General features: G+C 57.2%; 17 protein-coding genes and 1 tRNA gene. 8 read left to right on the top strand and 10 right to left on the bottom strand.

Annotated features, from left to right (window positions below; all coding sequences use genetic code 11):
• Positions 1-95 precede the first annotated feature (95 nt).
• The gene (locus tag FHG12_RS12655) at positions 96-878 is read left to right on the top strand and encodes a phosphatase PAP2 family protein (protein WP_165699390.1); all 783 of its coding nucleotides are present in this window, start codon (positions 96-98) and stop codon (positions 876-878) included.
• A gap of 49 nt (positions 879-927) precedes the next feature.
• On the opposite strand, the gene FHG12_RS12660 is transcribed toward FHG12_RS12655, so the two are convergent.
• Positions 928-1,941: a ComEA family DNA-binding protein gene (locus FHG12_RS12660; RefSeq protein WP_139516077.1), complete on the bottom strand. Its 1,014-nt coding sequence runs from the start codon at positions 1,939-1,941 to the stop codon at positions 928-930.
• 410 nt (positions 1,942-2,351) lie between these two features.
• Between FHG12_RS12660 and FHG12_RS12665 the strand changes: the two genes are divergently transcribed.
• The gene (locus tag FHG12_RS12665) at positions 2,352-2,954 is read left to right on the top strand and encodes a DinB family protein (protein WP_139516078.1); all 603 of its coding nucleotides are present in this window, start codon (positions 2,352-2,354) and stop codon (positions 2,952-2,954) included.
• 30 nt (positions 2,955-2,984) lie between these two features.
• Here FHG12_RS12665 and FHG12_RS12670 read toward each other — a convergent pair whose 3' ends face one another.
• The 4 genes from FHG12_RS12670 to FHG12_RS12685 form a co-directional block, all read right to left on the bottom strand.
• The gene (locus tag FHG12_RS12670) at positions 2,985-3,749 is read right to left on the bottom strand and encodes a fatty acid desaturase family protein (RefSeq protein ID WP_139516079.1); all 765 of its coding nucleotides are present in this window, start codon (positions 3,747-3,749) and stop codon (positions 2,985-2,987) included.
• Between the two features lie 59 nt (positions 3,750-3,808).
• Complete coding sequence (locus FHG12_RS12675; protein ID WP_139516080.1) at positions 3,809-4,489, bottom strand: DUF4166 domain-containing protein; 681 nt, start codon at positions 4,487-4,489, stop codon at positions 3,809-3,811.
• 17 nt (positions 4,490-4,506) lie between these two features.
• Entirely contained in the window at positions 4,507-5,433 is a 927-nt protein-coding gene (locus FHG12_RS12680; protein WP_139516081.1) for a DoxX-like family protein, read from the bottom strand.
• Positions 5,434-5,789: 356 nt separating this feature from the next.
• On the bottom strand, positions 5,790-6,326 hold the full coding sequence (locus FHG12_RS12685; protein WP_139516082.1) for an outer membrane beta-barrel protein: 537 nt from the start codon (positions 6,324-6,326) through the stop codon (positions 5,790-5,792).
• Positions 6,327-6,557: 231 nt separating this feature from the next.
• Here FHG12_RS12685 and FHG12_RS12690 point away from each other — a divergent pair, with 231 nt between their 5' ends.
• Complete coding sequence (locus FHG12_RS12690) at positions 6,558-12,779, top strand: alpha-2-macroglobulin family protein (protein WP_139516083.1); 6,222 nt, start codon at positions 6,558-6,560, stop codon at positions 12,777-12,779.
• 134 nt (positions 12,780-12,913) lie between these two features.
• Entirely contained in the window at positions 12,914-13,426 is a 513-nt protein-coding gene (locus FHG12_RS12695) for a hypothetical protein (protein ID WP_139516084.1), read from the top strand.
• Between the two features lie 113 nt (positions 13,427-13,539).
• On the opposite strand, the gene FHG12_RS12700 is transcribed toward FHG12_RS12695, so the two are convergent.
• Together FHG12_RS12700 and FHG12_RS12705 are read right to left on the bottom strand one after the other, a co-directional pair.
• Entirely contained in the window at positions 13,540-13,875 is a 336-nt protein-coding gene (locus FHG12_RS12700) for a 2Fe-2S iron-sulfur cluster-binding protein (protein WP_139516085.1), read from the bottom strand.
• Positions 13,876-13,996: 121 nt separating this feature from the next.
• Complete coding sequence (locus FHG12_RS12705; RefSeq protein WP_165699487.1) at positions 13,997-15,010, bottom strand: NAD(P)/FAD-dependent oxidoreductase; 1,014 nt, start codon at positions 15,008-15,010, stop codon at positions 13,997-13,999.
• A 536-nt stretch (positions 15,011-15,546) separates the two neighbouring features.
• On the opposite strand from FHG12_RS12705, the gene FHG12_RS12710 reads away from it, so the two are divergent.
• Entirely contained in the window at positions 15,547-17,262 is a 1,716-nt protein-coding gene (locus tag FHG12_RS12710; protein ID WP_165699391.1) for an SBBP repeat-containing protein, read from the top strand.
• Between the two features lie 78 nt (positions 17,263-17,340).
• Here the strand turns inward: FHG12_RS12710 and FHG12_RS12715 are convergent.
• Together FHG12_RS12715 and FHG12_RS12720 are read right to left on the bottom strand one after the other, a co-directional pair.
• Positions 17,341-17,414 (bottom strand) — tRNA-Arg (locus FHG12_RS12715).
• Between the two features lie 114 nt (positions 17,415-17,528).
• The gene (locus FHG12_RS12720; protein WP_139516088.1) at positions 17,529-18,248 is read right to left on the bottom strand and encodes a TVP38/TMEM64 family protein; all 720 of its coding nucleotides are present in this window, start codon (positions 18,246-18,248) and stop codon (positions 17,529-17,531) included.
• A gap of 231 nt (positions 18,249-18,479) precedes the next feature.
• Between FHG12_RS12720 and FHG12_RS12725 the strand changes: the two genes are divergently transcribed.
• The 3 genes from FHG12_RS12725 to FHG12_RS12735 all read left to right on the top strand — a co-directional run bounded on the left by FHG12_RS12725 (position 18,480) and on the right by FHG12_RS12735 (position 24,321).
• The gene (locus FHG12_RS12725; RefSeq protein WP_139516089.1) at positions 18,480-19,619 is read left to right on the top strand and encodes a cystathionine gamma-synthase; all 1,140 of its coding nucleotides are present in this window, start codon (positions 18,480-18,482) and stop codon (positions 19,617-19,619) included.
• Positions 19,620-19,925: 306 nt separating this feature from the next.
• On the top strand, positions 19,926-21,206 hold the full coding sequence (locus FHG12_RS12730; RefSeq protein WP_139516090.1) for a hypothetical protein: 1,281 nt from the start codon (positions 19,926-19,928) through the stop codon (positions 21,204-21,206).
• A 271-nt stretch (positions 21,207-21,477) separates the two neighbouring features.
• On the top strand, positions 21,478-24,321 hold the full coding sequence (locus tag FHG12_RS12735; protein WP_139516091.1) for a TonB-dependent receptor: 2,844 nt from the start codon (positions 21,478-21,480) through the stop codon (positions 24,319-24,321).
• Between the two features lie 91 nt (positions 24,322-24,412).
• On the opposite strand, the gene FHG12_RS12740 is transcribed toward FHG12_RS12735, so the two are convergent.
• Positions 24,413-25,405 (bottom strand): OmpA/MotB family protein, encoded by a 993-nt coding sequence (locus FHG12_RS12740; protein ID WP_230471108.1) that lies wholly within the window; start codon positions 25,403-25,405, stop codon positions 24,413-24,415.
• Positions 25,406-25,523: the final 118 nt, after the last annotated feature.

A 25,523-nucleotide genomic window follows, 5' to 3' on the forward strand; every position in this document is an offset into this window, starting at 1 on the left:
CCGCGCCAAAAATGTACGCTAAGCAACTAAGAGTCTGCGCTTTTGCCTGGCAGAAAGGCTATCTTGCTCTGTCGTTTTTCTCATTGTTTTCGCTGATGCGTTTCTTGTATTGCTTGTTGCTAGCCAGTAGCCTGCGGGCCGGAGCGGCGGAAGCTCAGGGCTTGCTGCCTACTGCCGCCGATACCCTCCAGCCCCAGCCTGCGTCTGTGCCTTTCCTGAAACGGCCAGGTGTATGGCGCACGGCTATTCCGCTGAGCCTCATTGGCTTGAGCTATGCCGGGCGCAACGAGAATTTCATTGACGAACTGAAAGAGGAAGTGCGCGAAGAAAGCCGCGAAAACTACCCGCGCTTTCGCACTCATGTCGACGATTACTCGCGCCATGCGCCTTTGGTGGCAGCCTATGCCTTGCAGGTAGTAGGCCTAAAAGGCGAGCGCGGCGTCATTCCGTTCACCATCACCTACGGGCTTTCGCACGCGCTGAGCACAGGCATCGTCAGCCATCTGAAGAAGTGGACCCGTGAGCCCCGCCCCGATGTGGCCACTGATTTTAGCTCTTTCCCCTCGGCTCACACCACCGAAGCTTTCCTGACCGCGACTTTGCTCCACGAGCAATACGGTCGCCAATACCCGTGGCTAAGCGTGGCCGGCTACTCGGTCGCCACAGCCACCGGCGCCATGCGCGTGCTCAACGATCGCCATTGGGTGACCGATGTAGTAGCCGGCGCGGGCATCGGGTTTTTGTCGGCCGAAGCCGTGTGGCGCTTGTATCCGTTGGTAGCACGTTGGGTGCCGGGGAAAGTAGGCAAGCTGCTGGTCGTCATGCCGACGTATGCGCCGGGCGGGGCGATAGGCATGGTGCTGGCTGTGCGACAGTAAGTTGCTACATAAGTACCTGATTATTAGATACTTATGTAAAATACAAAAATTAAAAGCGAAGATAAGGCTGCAACTTTGCGAAAGCTGCGTCGTCGAGAATACGAATCTGGCGCAGGTCGCTGGCTTGCCGGAACGGGCCGTGCTGCTGCCGAAACGCCACAATCACGCGCCCCAAGCGCAGGCCCACGTACGGATGCTCTTTCAGCTCGGCCAGCGATGCATTGTTTACGTCGATAAACGCCGGGGTAAAGCCTTGATTGACAAATGTATACTTGCGCAGACTGTCTACGAGGTCGGGCGCCAAGTTGTAGATTTCGCCCACCTGCTCTTCGCGGATGAAGCCGCCCAGCCGCTCGCGGTACGCCACCAGCCGCGCCGAAAGCCGGCTGCCAATGCCGCGAATCTGCTTAAACTGCGTGGTGTCGGCCGCGTTCAGGTCGAAGGGCGCGAGGTGCGTAGGCTTGCGCGCAAACTTGTTGGGCGGGTAACTTGCAAACGACTTGTTGGCGTTGCGATCAGGCCCGGCCGCGTAGTCCCGAAACTTGCTTTCACGCGCCGGTAACTGCTCCGGCAGCTGTATGTAGGGCGCCAAGCGCGCGTACACCGAATCGGGGAGGCCATACGTGCGCCGAATTTGCTCTTTGGCCTTGAAGCCCCCAATTACATCGCGAAAATGCACGATGCGCTGCGCCACAAAATGCGGCAAGCCGCGGGCCTCCCAGCCTTCCGGCGTCAGGGAGTTGGGGTCGAAAGGAGACAGCGCCACCCGCGGCACCGCCGTTCGGGCAGCATAGCTCCGGCGCGGGTACCGCGAATCGAAAGCTCGCGGCTGGCGTTGCGCTTCCAACTCGGCGGCCCAGCGGTTGAGCTGCTGTTGGTCGGCCTGAGGGTCGTAATGCGGCAGGGCGGGGCGCAGTAGCCATGGCAACACCAGCCACAGCAGCATCAGGAGAAATAACACGACGAAACCGGAGGTTTCGCGGCGCGAAAACCCAAAGTAACGCCGTATCCAACGTAGCAAAGCGTTGGGTCGGCCGGGCTTTCCAGCAGCAGGATCAGACACGGAAGATGACTCGGAATAAGAATAGAAGCTCTAAAATTACGGGCTGGCCTGCATTTGACAATAACCTGCAAAATGGGCTTGGCCTTCGATAGCAGTGGCTTATAAGTAAGATGTTATATATCAATAGTTTGCATGCAAAACGTTCCTTGCCGCCCACGGATGCTATTATTCTCATTCGGAGTGAGGGGTCAACGAGCAGCGACTTTGTTGTTTCAACGCAATACGCAAGGAATGAGAACGTTAGAATGTATGGTGCTGCAAACGCCCGTCGCGGGCCGTGCTAAAAAAGCCGGGAGTTGTGAAGAATATCGGGATTTGAAGGGAAAGGCGCCTTAACTTGCCAAAAACCAAATCCGAACCGTATCATTACTGTGCGTTCTGCACTTTTTGACTTTACCCTGTTGCCTGCTATGAGCCAACCTGTAACCCGTACTGCCGATTTCCTGGATCAGCTCACGGCCGATTTGCAGGCGATGCGTGACATCACGATGCGCCGCTTTCGTCCGCTTACCGACGAGCAACTCAATCGTCGTCCGGGTCCAGGAAAATGGAGTGTGGGCCAGTGCCTGGAGCACCTCAACATCATCGGCGGCCACTATTTGCCCGTCATGACGCGCAGGCTGAAGCAGGCGCAGGAGCGCGGCTCGCGGCCCTCCGAAACCGTCAAGCATGGTATCATCGGGCCGCGGCTGACGGCTGCCATGCGGACGCCTGCTTCGCAGAAAGCGCTCAAGGCGCCCCAGCAATACGCCCCCAGCGGCAGCCGCCTGCCCCGCACTGTGGTCGAAGTGTTCAGCCGCCAGATCGACGAACTGCTGCAAATGGTGCAGCAAGCGCGCGCAATCAATGCCAACGCTGTACGCATCCCCAACCCGCTGATTCCGCTGATTCGCCTGCGCCTTACCGACCAATTTGAATTTATGGTGGCCCACATCCAGCGCCACGTCGCGCAAGCCGAGCGCGTGTTAGATGGCGAAACCCGGCCTAGCCACTTGTCCGAAAGCTTGGTGTAGATTGTAAGCTGTTTATTAAAGGAGTTATCCTTAGTGATGGTGTTCTTCCGGCGGCGGGGGTAACTCAGCCGCGGCCCGGTGCAGCAGCGCCGTCGGGACGCGCGGGTAATGGTGATGCACGTGGTGAAAAGCGAAGGACGACACCACCGGCGTCCAAATTTGGGCCATCGCCGCCGCGACGCGGGCCGCCGGATTGCGAGAAGCTACGTGGTGCGGCACATATGAAGCCCAAATGGGCATCGTGGCGCTCATCAGAAAAGCTACTGCCCAGTATACCAAGCCAATAGCCGAATCGAGATAATAATATAGGCCCACAAAAACGGCCAATATAAATACCGTAGCGGCCGTTTCGAGCAGCTGCCGGTTGCGGGTTTTGGGCGCAATGCGCAACGACTCGCGGCGCAACATCAGGATGTGGTATGGGCCCTGCCAAAGCACCCGCGCAAAGCTCCACGTAGCTGGCGCACCTTCGGGGTCATCGTCGGTGAGGCAACGACCGTGGTGACGCAAGTGCGTGACCTGCATGGCTTGGCCGCTTTTCAGAATTAGCAAAGCGCTGAGCGTCAGCACGCGTTCGTTGTTCTTTTTCGACAAGCCCAGAGCGTTGTGCATGGCATCGTGCATTTGCACAAAGGCCGCTAGGCACACGGCCACGGCCAGCGGTACGGCCAGCCACCAAGCGCCCGCTACTGCTGTCCCAATATAGAGAGCCACCAGCACCCACGGGCGCGCCAACTCTACCACTCGCTGACGCGGCGTGAGTTGCAGATAAGCAGCAGCGGTATTAGGGTTCATGTGCTTATAAATACTTGACTATCAATATTTTGTAAATATGAATTCGGGGTAAATTTCGCTTACTCCCGTACTTCTTCGCGTTGTGGTAGGGCATAGGCCGGAATTTCGGGCTGCGTGACCGTGCGCCAAGTCGGGCGAAAGGAGCCATGATAGCCGAAAAGCTTACCAAAAGCGGGGTTAAGCACTTCCACCTTGATGCGGTAGCAGTCGGCATCGTCGTCATACCATTCTTCTACATCGGCCAGGCCCGACATGAGCATAGGAAACCGAAACTTGATGGGGCCTTCGTAGAAGCGCTGTTCGCCGGAACGCAGGCGCAAGCCGCCTCTTTCGGTCACGGCCAAATCGATATCCACGGCAAGGTGCTGGTGCGTGCCCAAGTAATCGACGATGCAATTGCGGGAAGCGCTGCGTATCATGGTGGCGTCGAAGCAGCGTGTGCAGTTGGGGAAGCTGAAGCGACGAATCCAGGTCACGGTTTCGCGGCCGAAGGAATCGCGGTACGCGTAGTTCTCGATGCGAAACGGCACGTTCTGACCGGCATCCGGAAACATGATGTTGCGTAGCAGCCCGACGCGCAAAAAAGGCAGCGTGTAAAACGGTCCGTGCCACACGCGCTCCATGGTGCCCTCGCCGATGAAAGCCCGGTTGTCGGCGCTGGAAAAAGCCAGCCGCTCCTGAATGCGGGGGTGGAGCTTCTGAAAATCGGCCCCAAGTTGTTGCTGATAAATCGATTGCATAAGTAACAGATTAGTAATCAGTTATGGGGATATGCAGGAGGTTGACGCAGGCAGCGAGTCGCGCTTGGTAAGTCATCGGACAAAGTCAGCAAGCCCGCACCGGCCAGCGTCACCATCGCCAGATTCAGCGTCAGGGGGTTGAAGGGCGCTGCAAAAACGGCCGGCTGACTAAACAACGCGCCTGCGCCCAAGACGACCAAGCCTACCATATTTAGCCAGTACACGGGCCGCAACAGGCGCACTGGCCGCAGCCAAAACAATAGGCCAAACAAAATCTCGCCGATGCCTACCACTGCGGCCACGCGGTGCGCTGCCGCGGGCGAAAAGCCCGCGCCTTGCAAAATGCGTAGTTCGCCGGTGTCTGGGTACAGCAACTTCGGCACCACGCCCTGGTACACCCAGATAAAGCCCAGCGACACCCGCACCAAAAGCTGAATGAGCGCCAGCCGCAGCGAAGCCGCGGGCGAAATGCCTTTTTCCAGCCACAACCGCAAGCAATCGAAGCTCCAAGCCGTGGCCCATCCAATGAGCGGCCGAAACGCCAGCCGGTCGAGCCAGCGGCCGGGTGCCCCGAAGCGCGTCTGGTAGTCGTAGCCGGTCAGAAAACGCAAGCCATCGGTGGTCGGGATGTATTTCCAGTAGCCCGAGCCGGTACGGATCAGTGACACCCATTCATCAGACCAAAACTTCAGTACCGAAGTCCGTTCGCCGTTTTTCTCCTTCGTGCCCACGCTTTCGCCCCGGCCCGCAATGCCCAACCCAAAGCCAATGCGCGTGGCGTACAGAAACTGCTGCGGTGCGGTTTCGGAGGGGCGAGGCAAGTATTCAATTTCCGTGAAGCGCAAATCCCATTGCTGGTGCAGCTCGGGCCGCTGCGTGTGCTCCCAAAGATCCTCCATCGGGCATTGGATGAAGGTTTCGACGTAGATTGGCGGATTTTTCAAAACGACAGCGCCGGCGGCGCGATTGTATGAAGAAAGGTAGTTCAGGTCCGTTGGTATCGCAAGGAAAAACAGGGAAGAAAACAGCGGAAATAAATATTTCTATAATGAGATGAGTGTGGGGGAGTTATGAGGCCGAAGTCAGCGCAAACCCAAGCACAAAAAAGCCTGCAATAGCGAAGATTGCAGGCTTTTGCAAACAGGAGATCAGGATTACTCACCGCCGAAGAAATACGGGAGCGTCAGCTGAACTGCCCAGTTTTTTGGCTTGTAGCTCTGGTCGCCGACGTAAGTGTTGGCGCCTGGGGTGAAGGCGCAGCTGTAGCCCAGCTGCCCCTGCCAAGAGCCCCGTTGGTAGCTTACGCCCCATTAAGGCCCGCGTTCGGCAGCGGTACAAGCAGTTGCAGCCCTCCAGGTGGTTTCTTCCGAGGTAGTAACCGCGATCGTCCGCCATCCTGAGCCGATAGCGGGCTAGTCAGGCTGCCAGCGTAATTCTGATACCGCTGGCGGCCGCCCACGCATGCAGCCACGTAGGGCCCGGCAAAAAGTTGTAGCCCCATGGGTCCACTGAAGGTGTGCACAAAGTGGATCGGCAACTCCAAGTAGTTAAGTCGGGTGGTGGTCACTGACCGGGCGTGGTAGACCGGCTCATCGATGTTGTCAACAATGTAGGTGTTGTCTTCGTGGTAGCCGCGCTGCGAAAACACCAGTGCCGGCTGTAGGGCCAACTTCCCAAATTGAGCTTGAAAAACGACGCCAGCTTGCGCGCCCAGCACCGACGAGCGGCCAGGAATGCTGGTTTGGGTAGAATAGTTGCCCCCCCACACGCACACCAACACGCACTGGGATAGGCGCCATTCGAATCTGAATTTGGGCTTGAGAAACAGTTGAGCCACTCAAAACGCGAGTGAAACATAATAAGCTGATAAGTAAGGATTTGCATATTTTTATAATGTAATTGAGGAAAGAATCCGTCTTAGAAAGCTAAAAAAGGGAGGCAATACAGTGGGGCTCATCACACGTTTTTAAGCATAACAATACAAATAGTCGGGAGGCGCGTGTGGAATTCAACTCAGCAAGGCATCTGATTTTTGACATCTTGCTTTCGCTTTCAAATTTCTGCTGCTATGCGCTCCCTACCTTTGTTTTTGCTGCTATGCGTGTTGGTTTTCACGGTCGGCTCGTCGGCGCCCGTGCCGCCGGGTGCGAACGCCAAAAAGTGGAAACAGATCGATGCTTTCCTGAAGAAAAACCAGACCGCTTCGGCCGGCAAGCTCGTGGAGGAAATCTACCAGCAGGCGCGCCGGCAGCAACAGACGCCGGAGTATCTGCGGGCCTTGCTCTATAAGCTGCGACTGCTGGAAGCCAAAGAGGAAGATTCGGATGAAAAATCTATCGATTTGATTCAGAATGATTTGCAAACGGCGCAGTTTCCGGCTCGTCCTATTCTGCATTCGTTGCTGGCGCAGCTCTACGCCACGTACTACGATCAGCACCGCGGCCAGCTCTACGACCGCACGCCCGGCGCCACCGGCCCCGCCACCGACACCACGGCCACTTCCGGCCTGGCTACTTGGGATGCGGCTCGCCTTGGCGCTGCCGTAGTCGAGCACTACCACGCTTCCCTCAGCGACGAGCCCCAACGCCAGCAACAGCTGCTGCTCAAGGACTTAGGTGACGCCATCCGCGGCGGCGATGCCGAAGGCCGCCAACTGCGCCCCACGCTGTATGACCTGCTCGCGCACCGTGCCATCGATGGTTTGCAGAATGACGAATTCTATATCACGCGGCCTGCCGAGCAGTTTCGCCTGGCCAACCCGGCTTTGCTGGCGCCCGCCGCCGAGTTTGCGCGCCTGCCGTTGGAATTCCCCAAAGCCGATTCGCTCAACGGCCAGTTTTACGCCCTGCGCGCGTTGCAACAACTCACCGCGTTCCGTCTGAAAGACGCCCAAAACCTGCCTGCACTGGCCGACGTGGACCTGAAGCGGCTGCGCTTGGTGCAAGAGCACGCCGAATTTGCCAACAAAGATTCGCTGTTTCGGCAGGCCTTGGCCCGCGCCGCCGACACGTACAAAGCCTTATCCATCAGCACAGAATTTCTCTTTGCCGAGGCCGACAATGTGGAGGAAAGCTCGCCGGCGCAGGCCCTGATCCTGTGCCGCGAAGCCGTGCGGCGTTTCCCCAAATCGCGCGGTGCCCAACAAAGCGAGGCTTTGCGCAAGCGTATCGAGGCGGTTGAGCTGCGTTTCGCGACGGAAGAAGTGGTGCTGCCCAACCAGCCGTGGCTGCTACGCTTGGAGCAGCGCAACGTGAAGCGGCTATACGCTAAAGCATATCGAATAAGTACGGCTCAGATAATAAACAATTTTAATCAAAACTCTAATAATCAAGAGTTTGCCAAAAGATATGCCCGTGCTTTAGCTGCCAAGCCAGTTGCTGCCTGGTCCCTCGACGTACCCGGTTCGCAGGATTACAAGTCGCATTCGGTGCAGCAGGCGGGGCCGGCGCTGCCACTGGGGCGCTATCTTATCGTGGTCAGCACGGCCGAAGAGAACCCGGTGAAAGCGCGCGGCGGCCTGACGACGGTGTATAATTCACTGCAGGTAAGTGCTTTAAGCCAAGTGAAACGTGGCAGTGCCGACAGCGAAGGCCCCGAAGTTTTGGTGCTGCATCGCCAAAGCGGTGCGCCGCTCGCGGGAGCCCACGTGCTGCCGTTTTACGAATACTACGACCAAAAATCCCGCGAATACAAGCCCCGGCGCGGTACTGCCGTAACGACTAATGCGGAAGGCGTAGCGCAAATTCCGGTAGGTGTCAAGACGGGCGAGAACACGCAGCTTCGGGCCCTGCTACTCACCCAAGGCACTGATTCTCTGTTTGAAACGGGCTACAGTTACTACCGCCCGCGGCGGCTGGAAGTGCAGGACGATCAAGCGCAGCGCCGCACGTTTCTCTATACCGACCGCGCCATTTATCGTCCCGGCCAGACGCTATACTTCAAGGGCATCCTGACCGAAAGCCGCGCCGGCAAAAGCCAGCTGCTTACGCAACGCGCTGTATCCCTGCGCTTTGTGGATGTGAACGGCCAAGTCGTGCAGACGCTGCCCTTTACGACCAACGACTTCGGCTCTTTCCACGGCTCCCTGGTGCTGCCGACTAGCTTACTGAACGGCGAGATGTCGCTGCAAACCGACGACGGCAGCGTGTCGTTTGCGGTGGAAGACTACAAGCGGCCCATGTTTCAGGTTGCGTTTGAGCCGGTGAAGGGCGCGCCCCAGCTTGGCAAATCGGTGACGATGCAGGGCAAAGCCACCGCCTACGCCGGTCAGCCCATCGACGGCGCCACGGTGCGCTACCGCGTGGTGCGCCGCACCGTGTGGCCCTTCTTCCGGCCGTATGGCGACGCCCTGATTCGGTTTCCAGAGCCCGTTGAGCGGCAGGATGTTGAGATCACCAACGGCACGGCCCAAACCGATTCGGCGGGCGGCTTCCGGGTCACGTTCACGGCTCTGGCCGACGAAGAGGCGCAAAAGCAGCGCGGCTGGCGTCCCGGCTACGTGTTTGAAGTGACCGCCGACGTGACCGACGCGGCCGGCGAAACCCGCACCGGGCAGCAAAGCGTGAGTCTGGGCACCAGCGCACTCACGCTGCGCCTGGAAGTGCCGGAACTTCTAAATCGGGCGCAGATTCCCGCGCTAAGCTTAATCACCCAGAATGCCGCGGGCGAAGCCGTGCCCGCGCAAGGCAAGCTGCGCCTCTACCGCCTGACGCCGCCCGCGCGAGGCCTGCGCCCGCGTCTTTGGGAAAAGACTGATGTTGAGGCTTTAACGAAGGAGTTGTTTGTGCAGAAATTTCCGCATGATGCCTACGCCGACGAAGCTGACGAAAGCAAATGGTCCCGCACATTGGTGTTGGAACAGGGTTTCGACACCGAAAAATCGCCTTTGCTGCTGGCGCTGTCGGCGCCGCTGGCCCAGCAAACGCCCGGCCGCTACGTGCTTGAAGCCACCGCTGAAGATGCTGACAAGCAGCCCACAAAAGCCGAGCGTTACTTTACACTCTACGACCCCGCTGCCAAAGAGCTTCCGGTTCCGACGCCCGACTGGTTTGTGACTGTGCAGGACAGCGTGCGGCCCGGCCAAACGGCGCAATTTCTGGTGGGCAGCAGCGAGGCCGAAAGCCGCATTCTGGTAGAAGCTGAAGCCAAAGGGCAAACGCTTCTACATCAATGGCTTACGCTTGCGGCGGGAGAACAGCGCCTCGTGGCCGTGCCGGTGCCAGCAACGCTGGGCGAAACCCAGCTGTACTTCCACGCCACGCAGGTGCGCGACAATCGCCTGTATATGCACACGGCCACGGTGCAAATTGCGACGCCGCCAGCACCGCTGCGCCTGAACATCGCCACCTTCCGCGACCGCCTCCAACCCGGCCAGAAGGAAACTTGGCGCGTCACAATTCAAAACGCCGACGGCAAACCCGCTGCCGCTGAGCTGCTAGCAACGCTTTACGATCAGTCCCTAGACGTATTTCGGGTGCATGCATTTGAGAATCTGAGCTTTCCGAAGTCGTATTTCCCGGCTTTGCTAGCGTGGAATGGGCAGTTTGAAACGGAGAATTCCAAGGTTCTTTTCTTCGCCAATGACGGGTATGAAATCATAAGCGAGAGTCGCTATTATCCTTTGTTGAATAACTGGGAATATGATGGCGTTCCGGAAGCTGAATTGCCTCCTGCACCCGGAACACGGCTGTATGGCCGATTTAGCATCATGGGCAACACAGATAATGGCGCAGACTTAGAAATTGCCGACCAAGAAGCACTGCCTAATAAAGCTGCGTCAGCACCAAGAGCTAGTGCCAGCCGCTCGGTGAAATTTGCCGCGCCGATGGTCAAAAAGGATGAAGAGATAAGCGCAGCTGCCGGTGGCGTAGCTAATTCTGAACGCAAGTCATCTGGCCGTGAACCCGATCTCTCACTGATTCAAGCCCGCAAAAACCTCCAGGAAACCGCTTTCTGGCAGCCCGACCTGCGCACCAACGACAAGGGCGAAATTGTGCTGGAATTTCAAATGCCCGAAGCCGTCACGCGCTGGCAGCTGCTGGCCCTGGCCCACGACCAACAGCTGCACAGCGGCCTGCTCCGCCGCGAGCTGGTGACACAGAAGCAGCTGCAAGTCACGCCCAACGCGCCCCGCTTTTTCCGCGAAGGCGACCAGCTGACGCTCACGGCCAAGCTCAGCAACCTCACGGCTAAAGCGCTGAGTGGCAACGCACAGCTGTTTCTGTTTGACGCCCGCACTCAGCAACCCATCGAGGCAAAGCTGTTGCAGGGCAAAGCCCGGCAAAAATTCAGGCTGAAAGCCAATCAAAGCCTGGCGCTCGGCTGGAATTTGCAAGTGCCAGAAGGCCAGGAAATTCCGTTGGAAGCGGTTACGTACCGCGTAGTTGCGCAGGCCGGCGAATTTTCTGACGGCGAGGAAAACACGCTGCCCGTGCTGCCCAATCGGTTGCTCGTCACGGAGTCGTTGCCGCTGTCGGTGCGGGGCGCGGGTGCGAAGGAGTTCGAGCTGAAAAAGCTCACGAGCACCACGTCAGCTACGCGTCGCAACTACTCGCTTACACTGGAAATGACCCAGAACCCAGCGTGGTACGCGGTGCAGGCGCTGCCGTATCTGATGGAGTATCCATATGAATGTAGTGAGCAGACATTCAGTAGGTTATATGCCAACTTGCTGGCCGCCCGTATTCTCACCCAAAACCCGCGTATCCGGCCGGTGCTGGAGGCGTGGAAGCGGGCTGCCACCAGCGGCGACAAAAATGCCCTGCGCAGCAAGCTGGAGCAAAACCAGGAATTGAAAAACCTGCTGCTCCAGGAAACGCCCTGGGTGCGCGACGGCCAAACCGATACCGACCGTATGCGTCGCCTCGGCGAGCTATTCGACGAAAACCACCTGCGTACCGAAACCGCCAAGGCCCTCACCAAATTGGCCCAGCTGCAACAGCCCAACGGTGCTTTTCCGTGGTTCGAGAAGATGCCCGACGACCGCTACATCACCCAGCTCATTGTGGCGGGTTTTGGCAAGCTGCAACGCCTCGGCGCCTTCGATGCCGCCCAGGACGAGCGCGCCCGGCCTATTCTCACCAAAGCCCTGCACTACCTCGACGCGCAGTTGCAAAAAGACTACTCCGAACTGCGTCGCCAGAAAGGTATTGATCTGAAAAAGAACCATTTGGGTGATATACACATTCAAGCGCTGTACGCCCGCAGCTTCTGGTCGAAGCAGCCCGTTGCCAAAGCCGATCAGCCGGCTTTCGAATATTACCGCCAGCAAGCAGCTACATTTTGGCCGACCCAGAATCGTTATTTGCAGGGCTTTATCGCACTAACACTGCATCGGGCTTCTGCGCAATCGTCTGTCAGTCAAAATATTATGAAGGCATTGGCAGAGAACGCCTTGCACAGCGACGAGCTGGGTATGTACTGGAAAGAAGTGCGCAGCGGTTACTACTGGCGCGAAGCCCCAACCGAGACTCAAGCCACTCTGATTGAGGCCTTTGACGAAGTCGCCAACGATCAGAAATCGGTTGACGAAATGAAGCTGTGGCTGCTGCGCCAAAAGCAAACTCAAAACTGGGAAAGTACCCGCGCGACTGCGGATGCCTGCTACGCCCTCCTGCTACGCGGCTCCGACTGGCTCCAACCTGCTCAGCCGCTGGAGGTTGCAGTCGGTGGCGCGGTCGTGAAACCCAACGCCACGGAAGCGGGTACCGGCTATTTCAGAACGACTTTTTCCGCCGAGCAAATCAAGCCTACGCAGGGCCGCGTAAGCATCCGCAAGCCCGATGCAGGCGTGGCGTGGGGCGCATTGTACTGGCAGTATTTCGAGCAGCTCGATAAGATTACGCCTGCCGCTACGCCGTTGCAGGTGGAGCGGCAGCTTTTTCGGGAGCAGCGCACGGCGGGCGGTCCGGTGCTCGAGCGCCTCACGGCTACTACGCCGCTACGCGTTGGGGATGCGTTGGTAGTGCGCCTCGTCTTGCGTACCGACCGTGACTTAGAATACGTGCACCTCAAAGACCAGCGCGCCGCCGGCTTGGAGCCCATCAGCCAGACGAGCGGCTACCGCTACCAAGGCGGGCTGGGCTACTACGAGAGCCCGCGCGATGCGGCTACCAACTTTTTTATGGGGCAGCTGCCCAAGGGTACGCATGTATTTGAGTACCGATTGCGGGCGGCGCAAAGCGGCAATTTTTCGGGTGGCTTAAGTCAGATTCAGTGCCTTTACGCGCCCGAATTCACCAGTCATTCGGCCGGCGAGCGGCTTCGGATCGAGCCGGAAAAGGCTCGGTAAGGGCAATTGCATTTTTCAGGAGTGAATGTTGCCTGACGCTGCGGAAAGCCGCTTTCAGGGCGGCGCGGTAAGGGCCTGGGTTGTCAATATGCTCAGGCTGTGGTACTTTTGCTCTTTCCAATCCCTTTGCAACGATGCCGCTACGAAAGATATATGTGCTCGCCGGTCTGCTTTTGTGCAGTGCGCCGGTCTTCGCTCAAAGTGCGAAAAAGAATTCCGGTCCGTCCGTTCCCGAAGGCAAAGTAGCGTTACCCGTAACGCCAGCGCTACCCGGCGAAGAAAAGCTCACCGCCCGCGAGCGGGCCGAGCGGGACTTCCTGATGCCCGTGCGCCGCAAGCGCGCCGCGGCGCTCAAGCCTTCTGCTACCGACCAGGCCTCGGCTACCGACATAACCGCGCATGCCGCCGAGGAAGCCGAAGAAATTGCCCCAGCCGAAGAAGCTGCTGCGTCCAAAACGACTGCTACCCACAACTCGCACCGTCGTCGGTCTAGCTCGTCGCACGGCCGCAGCACGGCCGCGCACTCGTCCGCCAGAAAGAAAACGAGTGCCAAGAAGTCGAGCTCTAAAAAGTCTTCATCGAAGAAATCAACGGCCAAGAAGTCAACGACTCACCACAAAACTACCAGCTCCCATCGGCGGCGCTAAACGCCCTACCCATTGAAGAGTAGCCCAAACACAGAAGGCGCGCCACAATGGCGCGCCTTCTGTGTGTAACAGCGATATGGTGAAACCAGAATCTGTTATGTAAGGAGTTGGTTCTAAGCCATTTGTGGCATGAGTCGCACCACCAGCCCATCGAGGCGCGGGGTAATGCGGATCTGGCACGAGAGGCGGCTGCCTTCGTTGAGGATGGGCAGGCTCTCGAGCATATACATCTCGTCGTCGCTGGGCTCGTCGAGGGCGGGGCCGGCCAGCACTTCCACGTGGCAGGTGCCGCACAGGGCCATGCCGCCGCAGGTAGCCTGAATGTCGTAGCCGCTGGCTTTAAGCACTTCCATGAGGCTCAGGTTCATATCGGTAGGGGCCTGAATCTCAATGCGTTGACCCGGTGCCTCCTCAACGTAAATGCGTACTTCAGTAAAGTCTGGACTCATATCTTAGGGCTTGTCGGTAGGAAAAGGGTGGTTGCCAGTGGGTGACTAGCTAAGCAGTCTGTTTGCGTAGCAAACTAACCACCTATTTTCAACTTCTGGCAACCACCCTCCCAAAACCGGCTTACAGCGTAGGTACACCGTTGACGGTGGTGTACTTCAGCACGTATTTCTTGTCGGGGAAAATGTATTTGTAAGCACCCTGGGCCATGAGCGCGGCTTCGTGGAAACCGCACAGAATGAGCTTGAGCTTGCCCGGATACGTGTTGATGTCGCCGATGGCGTACACGCCCGGCAACGAGGTAGAATAATCTACGGTATCGACTTTCACCGCGTCATCTTCCAGTTCCAAGCCCCATTCGCCAATCGGGCCGAGCTTAGGCGTCAGGCCAAACAGCGGAATAAAGGCATCGGTGGTGACGGTTTCGGTGGTGCCGTCGTTGGCCGTGATGGTCACGGCTTCCAGCGTTTCCTGGCCGTGCACATGGCTGACATTCGAAGACAGCACCAGCCGCACCTTGCCGGCTTCGTGCAGCGCCTTCACCTTCTCAGCCGAGTCGGCTGCGCCGCGGAACATGGTGCCGCGGTGTACCAGCGTAACTTCCTTAGCCACGTCGGCCAAGAAAATCGTCCAGTCGAGCGCCGAGTCGCCGCCGCCGGCAATCACCAGGCGCTGGTCGCGGAAATGCTCGGGGTCGCGCACCATGTAATATACGCCGCGGCCGCCTTCGTATTTCTCCAGCTCATCGATGGCAGGCTTGCGGGGCTCAAACGAGCCGAGGCCGCCGGCAATGGCAATAGCCTTGCACAAAATCTCGGTACCGTCGGTGGTGAACAGCTGAAACGAACCGTCTTCGAGCTTGGCAAAACGCTCTACCCGTTCGCCCAAAGTGAAGGTAGGGTGGAAGGGTTCGATCTGACGCATCAGGTTCTGCACCAGGTCGCCGGCCAGTACCTCGGGGTAGCCCGGGATGTCGTAGATGGGTTTTTTGGGGTAAATCTCGGAAAGCTGACCCCCTACTTGGGGCAGGGCATCGACTACGTGGCAACGCAACTTCAGCAATCCAGCTTCGAACACAGCAAACAGCCCCACTGGGCCGGCCCCGATAATGCAGATATCGGTGGAGATAGAATTCATCATGAATAGCAGGTACAGGAAAATGGCTTCATGCCAATCTAATAACAACGAAAACCGCAGAATCGTTGAGGATGTTGGCCGACCGACCAAAAATCAGTCCGCCAACGCATTAGGCGCGTTGCGCCGCGCGAAAGGGGTCCGCGCGGCCGTCGCCAAACTTCTGCGGCATACCGGCTCTGCCGGCCCGCAAAGATACGCACGAACCCGAGGGCAATAAATAATGCCAAATGTTTGTTTTGCTGGCTATCGTAAAAAATTGATTAGCAATTATTTACGATAGGGACGTCGGTTTGCCACAGGACTTTAGCAAGAAAACGTAAGTGTCAACTAGCTTCTTAAGCGAGGACAAAATGTGATGAGTACAGTAATATTGCTTTGATATAGGATTATAGAGATAATAAATATAATATTTATTATTTAAAATTTTTGTCATTCATTAGAGAATCGCTATTTTAGATAGCGTTATGGAAGTAGCAGATGACGTTGTTTTTCGTCTGCAGTGGTTTGGCTATCAACCTTTTAATTCTTGCGGTGCCATGAACAATGCTACCCGTTTTTTGTGGCAGCCTGTACGGCTCATTCTATTACTAATTTTGTGCTGGTCGCTTGCGACTCCCGCTTGGGCGCAGACTCCAGCCTGGCAGTGGGCGCAGGCAATAAGCCCGGTTACGCTGGTTGAAAAACCCACCGCCGATGAGGGCAGCGTGGCTGGCCAGAAAGTAGCCGTCGATGCCCTCGGCAACGTGTACGTGGTGGGATCATTTATTGGCAACGCCCGTTTTGGCACTCTCACGCTCACTGCGAGCGAAAGTTCAGCCGACGTATTCGTGGCCAAGCTCGACCCCGCTGGGCAATGGCAATGGGCTGTGCGAGCGGGCGGCACCAGCATCGATGCTGCCACCGGCGTGGCCGTGGACGCAAGCGGTAGCGTGTACATCGTCGGCAATTTCCTGAGCCCTCGCGCCGACTTCGGTGCCACTACGCTCACTAATACGGGCGGCTCCGACGTGTTTGTGGCCAAGCTCGACCCGGCCGGCCAATGGCAATGGGCGGTCGGGGCTGGTGGGGTAGAGGTTGAAAGAGTAAACGAAATTGCCCTCGATAAAAGCGGTAACGTGCTGATAGCCGGCGACTTCTTTAGTCCTAGTGCACGTTTTGGGCCTATGACCCTCACCAACAACACCCTGATGAGCCTGGATCTGTTCGTAGCCAAACTCGACCCCGCTGGGCAATGGCAATGGGCCATCAGGGCGGGCGGCACGGGCAATGAAAGCGCTGCTGGTGTAGCCCTCGACGGCAACAACAATGTGTTCCTGACCGGAGAATTCAACAGCCCCGACGTGCGCTTCGGCGCGACTTCCCTTGCTGCTGAAAACGGTTCCACGGACGTGTTCGTGGCCAAGCTAAATCCGGAAGGCGAATGGCAATGGGCCACCAAAGCAGGCGGCAGCGCCGGCACCGATGTCGGCAATAGCGTCGCCGTGGACAAAAGCGGCAACGTGCTGGTAACGGGCTATTTCCTAAGCCCGCGCGCCGACTTCGGCACCACCACGCTTACCAGTAGTGGGTCTTCCGACGTATTCGTGGCCAAGCTCAACCCCAGCGGCCAGTGGCAATGGGCCGTAAAAGCAGGTGGCCTCGCCGACGACCGTAGCAATTGTATTGCCGTAGATGGCGCTGGGAATGCGGTCGTAACGGGTTATTTCTTGAGTCCTAGTAGCCTTTTCGGCCTGAGCAATTTGACCAATAGCGGTCCGTTGGGCGTTGATTTGTTCGTGGCCAAGCTAAATCCGGAAGGCGAATGGCAATGGGCCGCCAAAGCCGACGGCACCGCCGACGATACCGGCCGAGGTTTGGCCGTTGACGCTAGCGGCAACGTGCTGGTAACGGGCTATTTCCTGAGTCCCAGCGCCCTTTTTGGAACCACTGCTCTTACCAACAGCGGCTTGTATACGGGGTTTGTGGCCAAGCTATTGGGCGGAGTAACCACGGCCCAGACCCGTTCAACTACGCTGGAATGGCGGGTCTTCCCTAACCCCGCCGCCGAATCCGTGACAATACAGCTAGCCAACTGGAACGGCGCAAACCTGCTTAGCCTAGTCGACAGCCAAGGCCGCTGCGTTCGGAAAATGCAGCTGGTCAATCAGCGCGGCCCCCTGGACATTTCGCTCCGCGGGCTGGCACCTGGTTTTTACCTAGTGCAAGTGACTTCAACGGCCGGCATCGCGAGCCGCCGACTCGTTGTTCAATGAGCCTGAGAGGTTAGCGGCTGTAAAATACTTATCCGGAAAATAAAAAAGGCCCTCAACATGCTGTTGAGGGCCTTTTTGTGGTCGTGTAAGGAGTCGAACCTTAAACCTTCTGATTCGTAGTCAGATGCTCTATCCAATTGAGCTACACAACCATTTTTCCTTTGCGGAGCACAAAGATAGCAGGTAAAAGTTTAGTCGGGCAAGAGACAGGGTAGTTTTAAGCGAAAATTTCCACTGTCAGTCCCGCAACCTGCTGAAAGTCAGTTTTAATTTTTTTTATGCTGCTCGGTAGCGCTTCGGCCAAGGGCGCGCTTCAGAGCTTGGTTGAATACGTAGTAGAGCCCAAACAGCGAGACCACCACTAGCCCCAGCAGCAGCAGTTTGCCCGCCGTACCTGTATCAGGATTGCGCACCAGCGCGAATACATCCTGCGCTTTGGTGCCCAGCCAGTAGAAAAACAAGCTGCGCGGCAGCATACCTACTACCGAGGCCAGCAAAAAGCGCCGCGGATTGACGCGCATCACGGCCAGCACAAACGTCATCAGGGCGAAGGGCAGCACGGGCGAGATGCGCGTCAGCAGGATGAGCTGCCAGCTTTCGTGCTTCAGTTCGCGCATGACGGCATCTGCCTTTGGGAAATGGCTGAGGAAGGCGAGCATTTTGCCGTGATCGAGGGAAGTGGCGATGCGGTAGCCAACTGCCGCGGCCAAGGCATAAGCCGCTACCATGCCCGGAAGCCCCGACCAGCCGAAGTAAAAGCCGGTCACGAGCGCCACAAAGGTGGTGGGCGTGAAGGCAAACGCCATAGTGAAGGCAATCACGATGAAATAAAGTATTGATTGCCAATTGCTTAGATGTTGAAGTAGCGCTTGGTGCCGGTACAGCAGGATCGTGAGCGAAGAGCTGCCGAGCAAGGGCAGGGCTACCAGCAAAAACATGGAAAGCAGGGTGGAGGCGTTTTTCTGGAAAAGCTCTTTCAGGAACATAAGCAGCAACAAAAGGGGCCTGCCACAACCGCCGGCCCGAACTCGAAGGTAAACGTAGGAATCAACTCGGCGGCTATGCTTCGGGTTCTATTCCTGACTTACGCGTGGGTGTTTCGAAGAATTACGGACGTGTTTGCGGTGGTAAAATAATGTCTCGTGGGCCTTCTTACCTTTGAGGCCGTAGTAACAAGTCGCGCAAAGTGCCCATGTGGCCTTTCTAACCACCTACTTATGAAATTCGGTACCAAAACCATTCATGCGGGCGTGCACCCGGACCCCACAACCGGCGCCATCATGACGCCTATTTACCAGACTTCGACCTACGTGCAGCGCTCGCCTGGCGACCACAAAGGCTACGAATATTCACGGACACACAACCCCACCCGCACGCAGTTGCAGGATGCGCTGGCCGCCCTTGACAACGGCCAGCACGGCTTGGCGTTTGCCAGCGGCATGGCCGCTACCGACTGCATCGTGAAGTTGCTCAAGCCCGGCGACGAGGTAATCTCAACCAACGATTTGTACGGCGGCAGCTATCGCATTTTCACGAAAGTGTATGAGCCCCTGGGGATTAAGTTTCACTTCGTGCCGATGCACGACATGGCCAGCGTGCGCGAAAAAGTAAACGAGCGCACCAAGCTGATCTGGGTAGAAACGCCCACCAACCCGCTGCTCAACGTGATCGACATTGCGGCGGCGGCGGCCGTGGCCAAAGAGGCTGGCGCGTTGCTGGTCGTCGACAACACGTTTTCCACGCCGTATCTGCAAACCCCGCTCGACCTCGGCGCCGACTTGGTGGTGTATTCGCTGACCAAGTATATGGGCGGCCACTCCGACGTGGTAATGGGAGCCATCGTGCTGAAAGACGACGAGTTGCACGAGCGCCTGCGCTTCCTGCAAAACGCTTGCGGCGGCACGCCCGGCCCCCAAGACTGCTTCCTGGTGTTGCGCGGCCTCAAAACCCTGCACATTCGGATGCAGCGGCACTGCGAAAACGGCCGGGCCATTGCAGAATATTTGCAGGCACATCCTAAAGTAGGGAAAGTGTATTGGCCTGGTTTTGAGCAACATCCCAATCACGAGGTGGCGGCTAAACAAATGCGCGACTTCGGGGGCATGATCTCGTTTGTGCTGGACGGCGACCGGAAAGAAGACGCCATCGCAGTGCTCGAAAAACTCGAGCTGTTTGCCTTGGCCGAAAGCCTGGGCGGCGTCGAGAGCCTGTGCGGGCACCCGGCCACCATGACGCACGCCAGCATTCCGGCCGAAGAGCGCCTGAAAGCCGGTCTCAGCGACTCGCTCATCCGTTTGAGCGTGGGCATTGAAGATGTGGAAGATCTGATCGAAGACCTGAAGCAAGCCATCGGGTAACCGAGCCGCCCGATAAGTCATTTCTAAAACGGGGTGCTGTAAATTGCTGTCGGTCAGTAGTTTACAGCACCCCGTTTTTTATTTCAGGGCTTTCTGTAACATTTAAACGCAATTAATTGATTGTCAATATTTTATGGTTTAATAGATAGTCTGAAACGTCACTTGTAGCTTGCTGCTTATGCCTCCCGAGCACCCAAACGCCAGGGAAAATTTCCTCTATTTTTGTCCGGATGGCGAGGGTAGTACCGAGCACTAGTTGTTGTGCTGTACTCTCGCGTTGTTGTTACGTCTGTTGTTGCCCTTCTTATGAAGCTAAACTACCAGTACCCAGTGCTTTATCTAATGCTGTTCATCCTGCTGCTGCTGGCTGTGCCACACGCGGGCTTCGAGTCAGACATGTTCTACTGGGTACACTGGAGCACCACCATCTTCGAGCGCGGGCTTGGCAACGTGTATGGGCTCGGTAACAACGACTATAATCCGCTGTACCACTACATCTTATACCTGTTTGGTAAGATGGCTGGCAGCGTCGAAAAAATTCACCATTACCCTCATTTGCTCAAAGGCTTTACCCTGCTCTTCGACTTTGCCGGGGCTATTTTGGCGGCTTCGCTGGTTTCGGATCGGGACCGGCGGTTTATGCTCTCGCTGTTGCTGCTTTTCAACATGGGGTACCTCTACAACACCTTGATCTGGATTCAGGTGGACAGCATTTTCACGTGCCTTGTTTTTGTGGCGGCGCTGTTAGCTGTGCGGGGGCAGCCAGTCGGGAGTGCCCTATTTTACGTGCTGGCCCTCAATGCTAAAGCGCAGGCCATTATTTTCCTGCCGCCGTTGCTGTTTCTGTGGTTTCCGCAGTGGGTGCAAGCCCCCAAAAAACTCCTGCTTACGGCGGGCGCGGTCGTGGCGCTGCAAGTGCTTATTCTCGCGCCTTTTATCTGGGGCGGCGACGCCAATTACCTAAGCCGGATCATCGAGATCAATACCACGGCCGTCGATCGCTACCCGTTCATCACCATGAACGCCGCGAACGTCTGGTATTTGCTGATACCCAATAGTCCGCTACGGGATATGCCTGATACTGGGACGTTTATGAACATAACCTACAAGCACTGGGGCCTAATCATGTTCTTCCTCGCGGCGGGGCTGGCGCTGTTGCCGTTGTTTGTAGCGGCGGTGCGGAGTGTGCTCACGGGGCAGCGGCCGGGCAAAGAGCAGCTGGCGCTGGTGTTGCTGAGCTTCGGGTTGGTTCCGCTACTGTTTACGTACTTCAACACCCAGATGCACGAGCGGTATTGGCATGCCGCCGTTCTGTTTTTGGCGGCTTACGGATTCGTGACGCGCGAATACGTGCTTTACGCGATCACGTCCATCGCCTACTTTCTGAACCTAGAGTCGGTGATGCATTTTCTGGGGCTCAAAAAATACGGCATTCTGTTCTTCGATTACCGTTTTTTGGCGGGGCTGTTTACCCTGGTGATCGTGTTGGGCATCTGGAAAATTTACCGGCGTGCCCCGCTGAAAGAGCATTGGCTGGCGATGTGGCACAGGCAGCCGCAGCCCGAATCGCTAACGGCGGCCTTTTAGGAGCTACAGAAAAGTAAGCTTATCCGAGTTTGAAGTCTGCACGGTCGCGCTTCCGCGACCAGGCTTCGCCGTGCCCAATAAAAATGGCCGACAGCAAACGATTGAATAGCTAAAAATTTCATTATTAGGATTTTAAGCTGTAATATTTCTCTACATTACGAAGCTGGTAAGGCTGAGCTTCGATCAATAGACCTGAAAGCAGTGTTGTTGGCTGCTACATTCTGAGCAGCTCGAACTCGTTCTTTTAACCTATTAACTCTCCCTGACTTTTATGAAAAAACAGATACTATTTCCCTTAGTCCTGCTGCTAGTGCTCATATCGATGAGCCAGGCGTGGGCGCAGAACCTTACGGTGACGGGCCGCGTGACCGGCGCGAGCGGCGCGGCGCTTCCCGGCGTGACCGTGTTGCAGCGGGGCACGACCAACGGCACCTCCACCGACGGCGAAGGCCGTTACAGCATCGCGGTGCCTGGCACGGCCACGCTGGTTTTTTCGGCTGTAGGGCAGGTTTCGCAGCAAATTGCCGTCAACGGCCGCACTAACCTCGACGTCCGGCTTTCGGAAAGCCAATCGGAGCTGAACGAGGTGGTAGTAACTGGTTCGCGGGCTACGGAAGGCCGTTCCAACATTCTGACCACCTCTCCGGTCGACGTAATTTCGGCTCGCGAAATAAAGGCATTTGCACAAACAGATGTTAGTCAGATACTTACTTATGTGGCGCCTTCGTTTCAGTCGTCGCGCCAAGCAGTATCGGATGGCACCGACCACGTAGACCCGGCTAGCTTGCGTGGCCTCGGTCCCGACCAAGTATTGGTGCTGGTAAACGGCAAACGCCGCCACACTTCGGCGCTGGTCAACATCAACGGAACGGTAGGCCGCGGATCGGTCGGCACCGACTTGAACGTGATCCCAAACGCTTCTATCAAGCGCATTGAGGTCCTGCGCGACGGTGCCGCCGCCCAGTACGGCTCCGATGCCATTGCGGGCGTCATCAATATTCAGCTCAAAGACGACAGCACCGGCGTGCAAGCCAGCAGCACCGTGGGGCAAACCTACGAGAGCGACGGCCGCCTTTACCAGGCCGATGCCAACGTGGGCCTGGGGCTTGGCGGCCGGGGCTATGTGGACGTCAGCGGCCAGTTTAGCAACCGCGGCTACACTAACCGCTCCGGCATCGACACCACGCCGCTCATTTACTTGGGCAGCGGCGGCACGTACCCCAGCAGCGCCAACACCGAAGACAAGCGCCGCGCCCTCAAAGCGGAAGACGATGCTTTGGTTGCCAAAAATGGCTTTGATCGGAAGGACATGCGTGTGGGCCAATCGGAGTCGCGCAACTACGGCGGCTTCCTGAACTCGGCTTACCGACTGGCCCCTTCCATTGGCTTGGAGGCGTACCTTTCGGGGGGCATCACGCACCGTACGGGCAAAGCAGCCGGCTTTACGCGCTTGCCCAACCAACCCACTCAAATTGATCTGGGGCTTTATCCGAATGGGTTTCTGCCGTTCATCAACACCACCATCAACGATCAGTCGTTTATTGTGGGGCTGCGGGCGAAGGTGGCCGGCTTTGATGCCGACCTGAGCAACACCTTCGGCCGCAACGAAATCCAGTTCGACATCACCAACACCCTCAACGCTTCGCTGCCGCTGGGCACCAGCCCCACCGAGTTTTACGCCGGTCAAATTGCGTTTCGGCAAAACACTACTAACCTAAACTTTACGCGTCGCTTTACCGACGTAGCTTCCTTGAGCACGCTCAACGTCGCTTTTGGCGGTGAGTTTCGCAGCGACAATTATCAAATTGAAGCCGGCGAAGAAGGTTCCTATGTAAACGGTGGCCGCGTGGTAGTGCCCGCTTCCGGCACTACGCCCGCAACTTTTGCGGCGGCTGGGGCGCAGGTGTTTCCCGGTTATCAGCCTAGCGATGCGCTAAATAAGTCGCGCACCAACATTGCCGGGTATATCGACCTGGAAAGCGACCTGACCGAGAAGCTGCTCGTAGGTGCCGCCGGCCGCGCGGAGCGCTATAGTGATTTTGGTGGTAACGTAAGTGGCAAACTGTCAGCGCGTTACAGCATTTTGCCTGATGTTGCTATTCGGGGCACGCTGGGCAACGGCTTCCGGGCACCTTCGTTGCAGCAACGGTATTTCACCAACACCAGCACCCAGTTTGTGAGCGGCGTGCCGCAGCAGGTACTTACCGTCAGCAACGATAACCCCGTGGTGCGCAACCAGTTCACCGACACGCCCAAGGGCTTCGGCGTATCGTCCCTGAAGCAGGAAAAATCGACTAACTACAGCCTCGGCCTCACGGCTCGCCTCTTCAAAACGGGGACGTTGACCGTAGATGCCTACCGCATCAACATCCGCGACCGCATTGTGCTGTCGTCGCAGTTTGCGCGCAGCGGCGTGGCGACGGGCACCGTCGATCAGATTCTGGCCTCTTATCCGGAAATTGGTCGCGTTCAGTTCTTTGCCAATGCCATCGATACCCGCACCCACGGCGTCGATGTGGTGTTCAATGAGCGCCTGACGTTTGGTGAAAGCAGGGTAGGATTCACGGCTGCGGCCAACTTCAACGAAACCAAAGTGCGGAAAATCCGCAGCTCCTCGACCATCGACAACGCGCCGGTGACGGCCACGCAAAACCTGCAAAACACGCTCTTCGACCGTCAGCAGCGCAACCGCATCGAATCGGCCCAGCCGCGCAACAAAATCAACCTGTCCGCCAACTACGGCTACAAGATTTTCAACGTGGAAGTCCGGACCGTACGCTTTGGAGAAGTGCAGTACAAAGACGCCGACCCGGCCCGCTCGTTCATCGACCAAACCTTCTCGGCCAAGTGGGTTACCGACCTAACCGTAACCGCGCAAGTGCTTAAGGAACTGGGAATTACCTTCGGCGTGAACAACATTTTCAACGTATACCCCGATAAGTTCATCGCCAACCCGCGCAACAACCCGTTGAACTTCTCCGTGGACCCAACTACGAGCTACAGCTCGTCGCTCGACAACACCAACCGCGGTCGCATCGTCTACAACCCCAACCAGTTTGGTTACAACGGCGGCTTCTATTTCGTCCGGGTAGTGGTAGCGCTGCCCACCAACTAACGGCGCTTGACGTTCCGTTTCGTTGGCTCATTTAATAAAAAGGCCCGTTCTCAGCGAGAACGGGCCTTTTTATTAAATAATTGATTATCAATCATTTGGCTTCTGAAGTAGAATTAGTGTCCAGAATCTTGAAGAGTTCATCCAGCTTGGGCGTCAGGATAATTTCGGTGCGGCGGTTCAGGGCTTTGTTGGCGGGCGTATCGTTCTTAGAGACAGGCAGATACTGCGAGCGGCCCGAAGCCGTGATGCGTTCGGGTGCTACGCCGCCGGCGGTGAGCAGCCGCGAGATTTCGGTGGCGCGCAAGACGCTTAGGTCCCAATTGTCCTGCATGCCTTGGGTGCCTTTTACAATCGGCACATTGTCGGTGTGGCCTTCCACTACAACATTCACGTCGCGTTGCTCTTGCAGCACAGTGGCCAGTTTTTTCAGGGCTTCCTGGCCTTTCGGATCGACTTTGGTAGAGCCCGATTTAAACAGGAGTTGTTCGGAAAGCGACACGTACACTTTGCCATCTTTCATTTTTACCTGCAAATCGCTGGCCTTGAAGCTGAGCAATGCGTTGCTGACCTTGGCTTTCAAGTCGTTAACGGCTTTGTCTTTGGCGGCCAAAGCTTGTTGCAGCTCAGCCACTTTGGCTTCCCGAGCTTTCAGATCGGCGTTGGTCTTTTGCAGGCTGGCGTCGAGTTCGCCGAGTTCGGCTTCGCGGCGCGCCAAATCTTTCGCCACTTTGTTGTAGTCAGCCGACTTATCGGCCATGGCGCGGTCGCTGTTTTTGAGCAGCTTATCGTAGCTGTCGGTCAGTTGATTGTAAAGCGTGCGCGTGCGGCGCAGGGCAGTGCCAGTCTGCGTTGAGTCGTCGACGAGGCGGCGATTGGTGAGGCGCAGCTCGGCCAGTTCATCGGAGGCCTTTTTTAGCTCGGCTACGGCTTGGCGTTGCTGGCGCTCTACGTCGGCTTTGGCTTCTTCGGTGGCCGTCTGGCGGGCTCGCAAATCGTCGTATTTCTTGGAGGCCACGCAGCTAGGAAGCAGCGTGGAGGCCGCTAACGCCAGCGAGGTCAGGAGCAGAGGGGAGGAGTACTTCACAGAGAAAACATCTGGTAAAACGAGGTTCGGGCCCGGTAATCGACCTGACTACACAGACCCGCGACAAGGTAGCCACTGGAGGCCGCATCTTCCAACCCACGGCCTCCGGCAAACCGAT

The sequence above is a fragment of the Hymenobacter jejuensis genome (genome assembly GCF_006337165.1).
Classification (GTDB): Bacteria; Bacteroidota; Bacteroidia; order Cytophagales; family Hymenobacteraceae; genus Hymenobacter; species Hymenobacter jejuensis.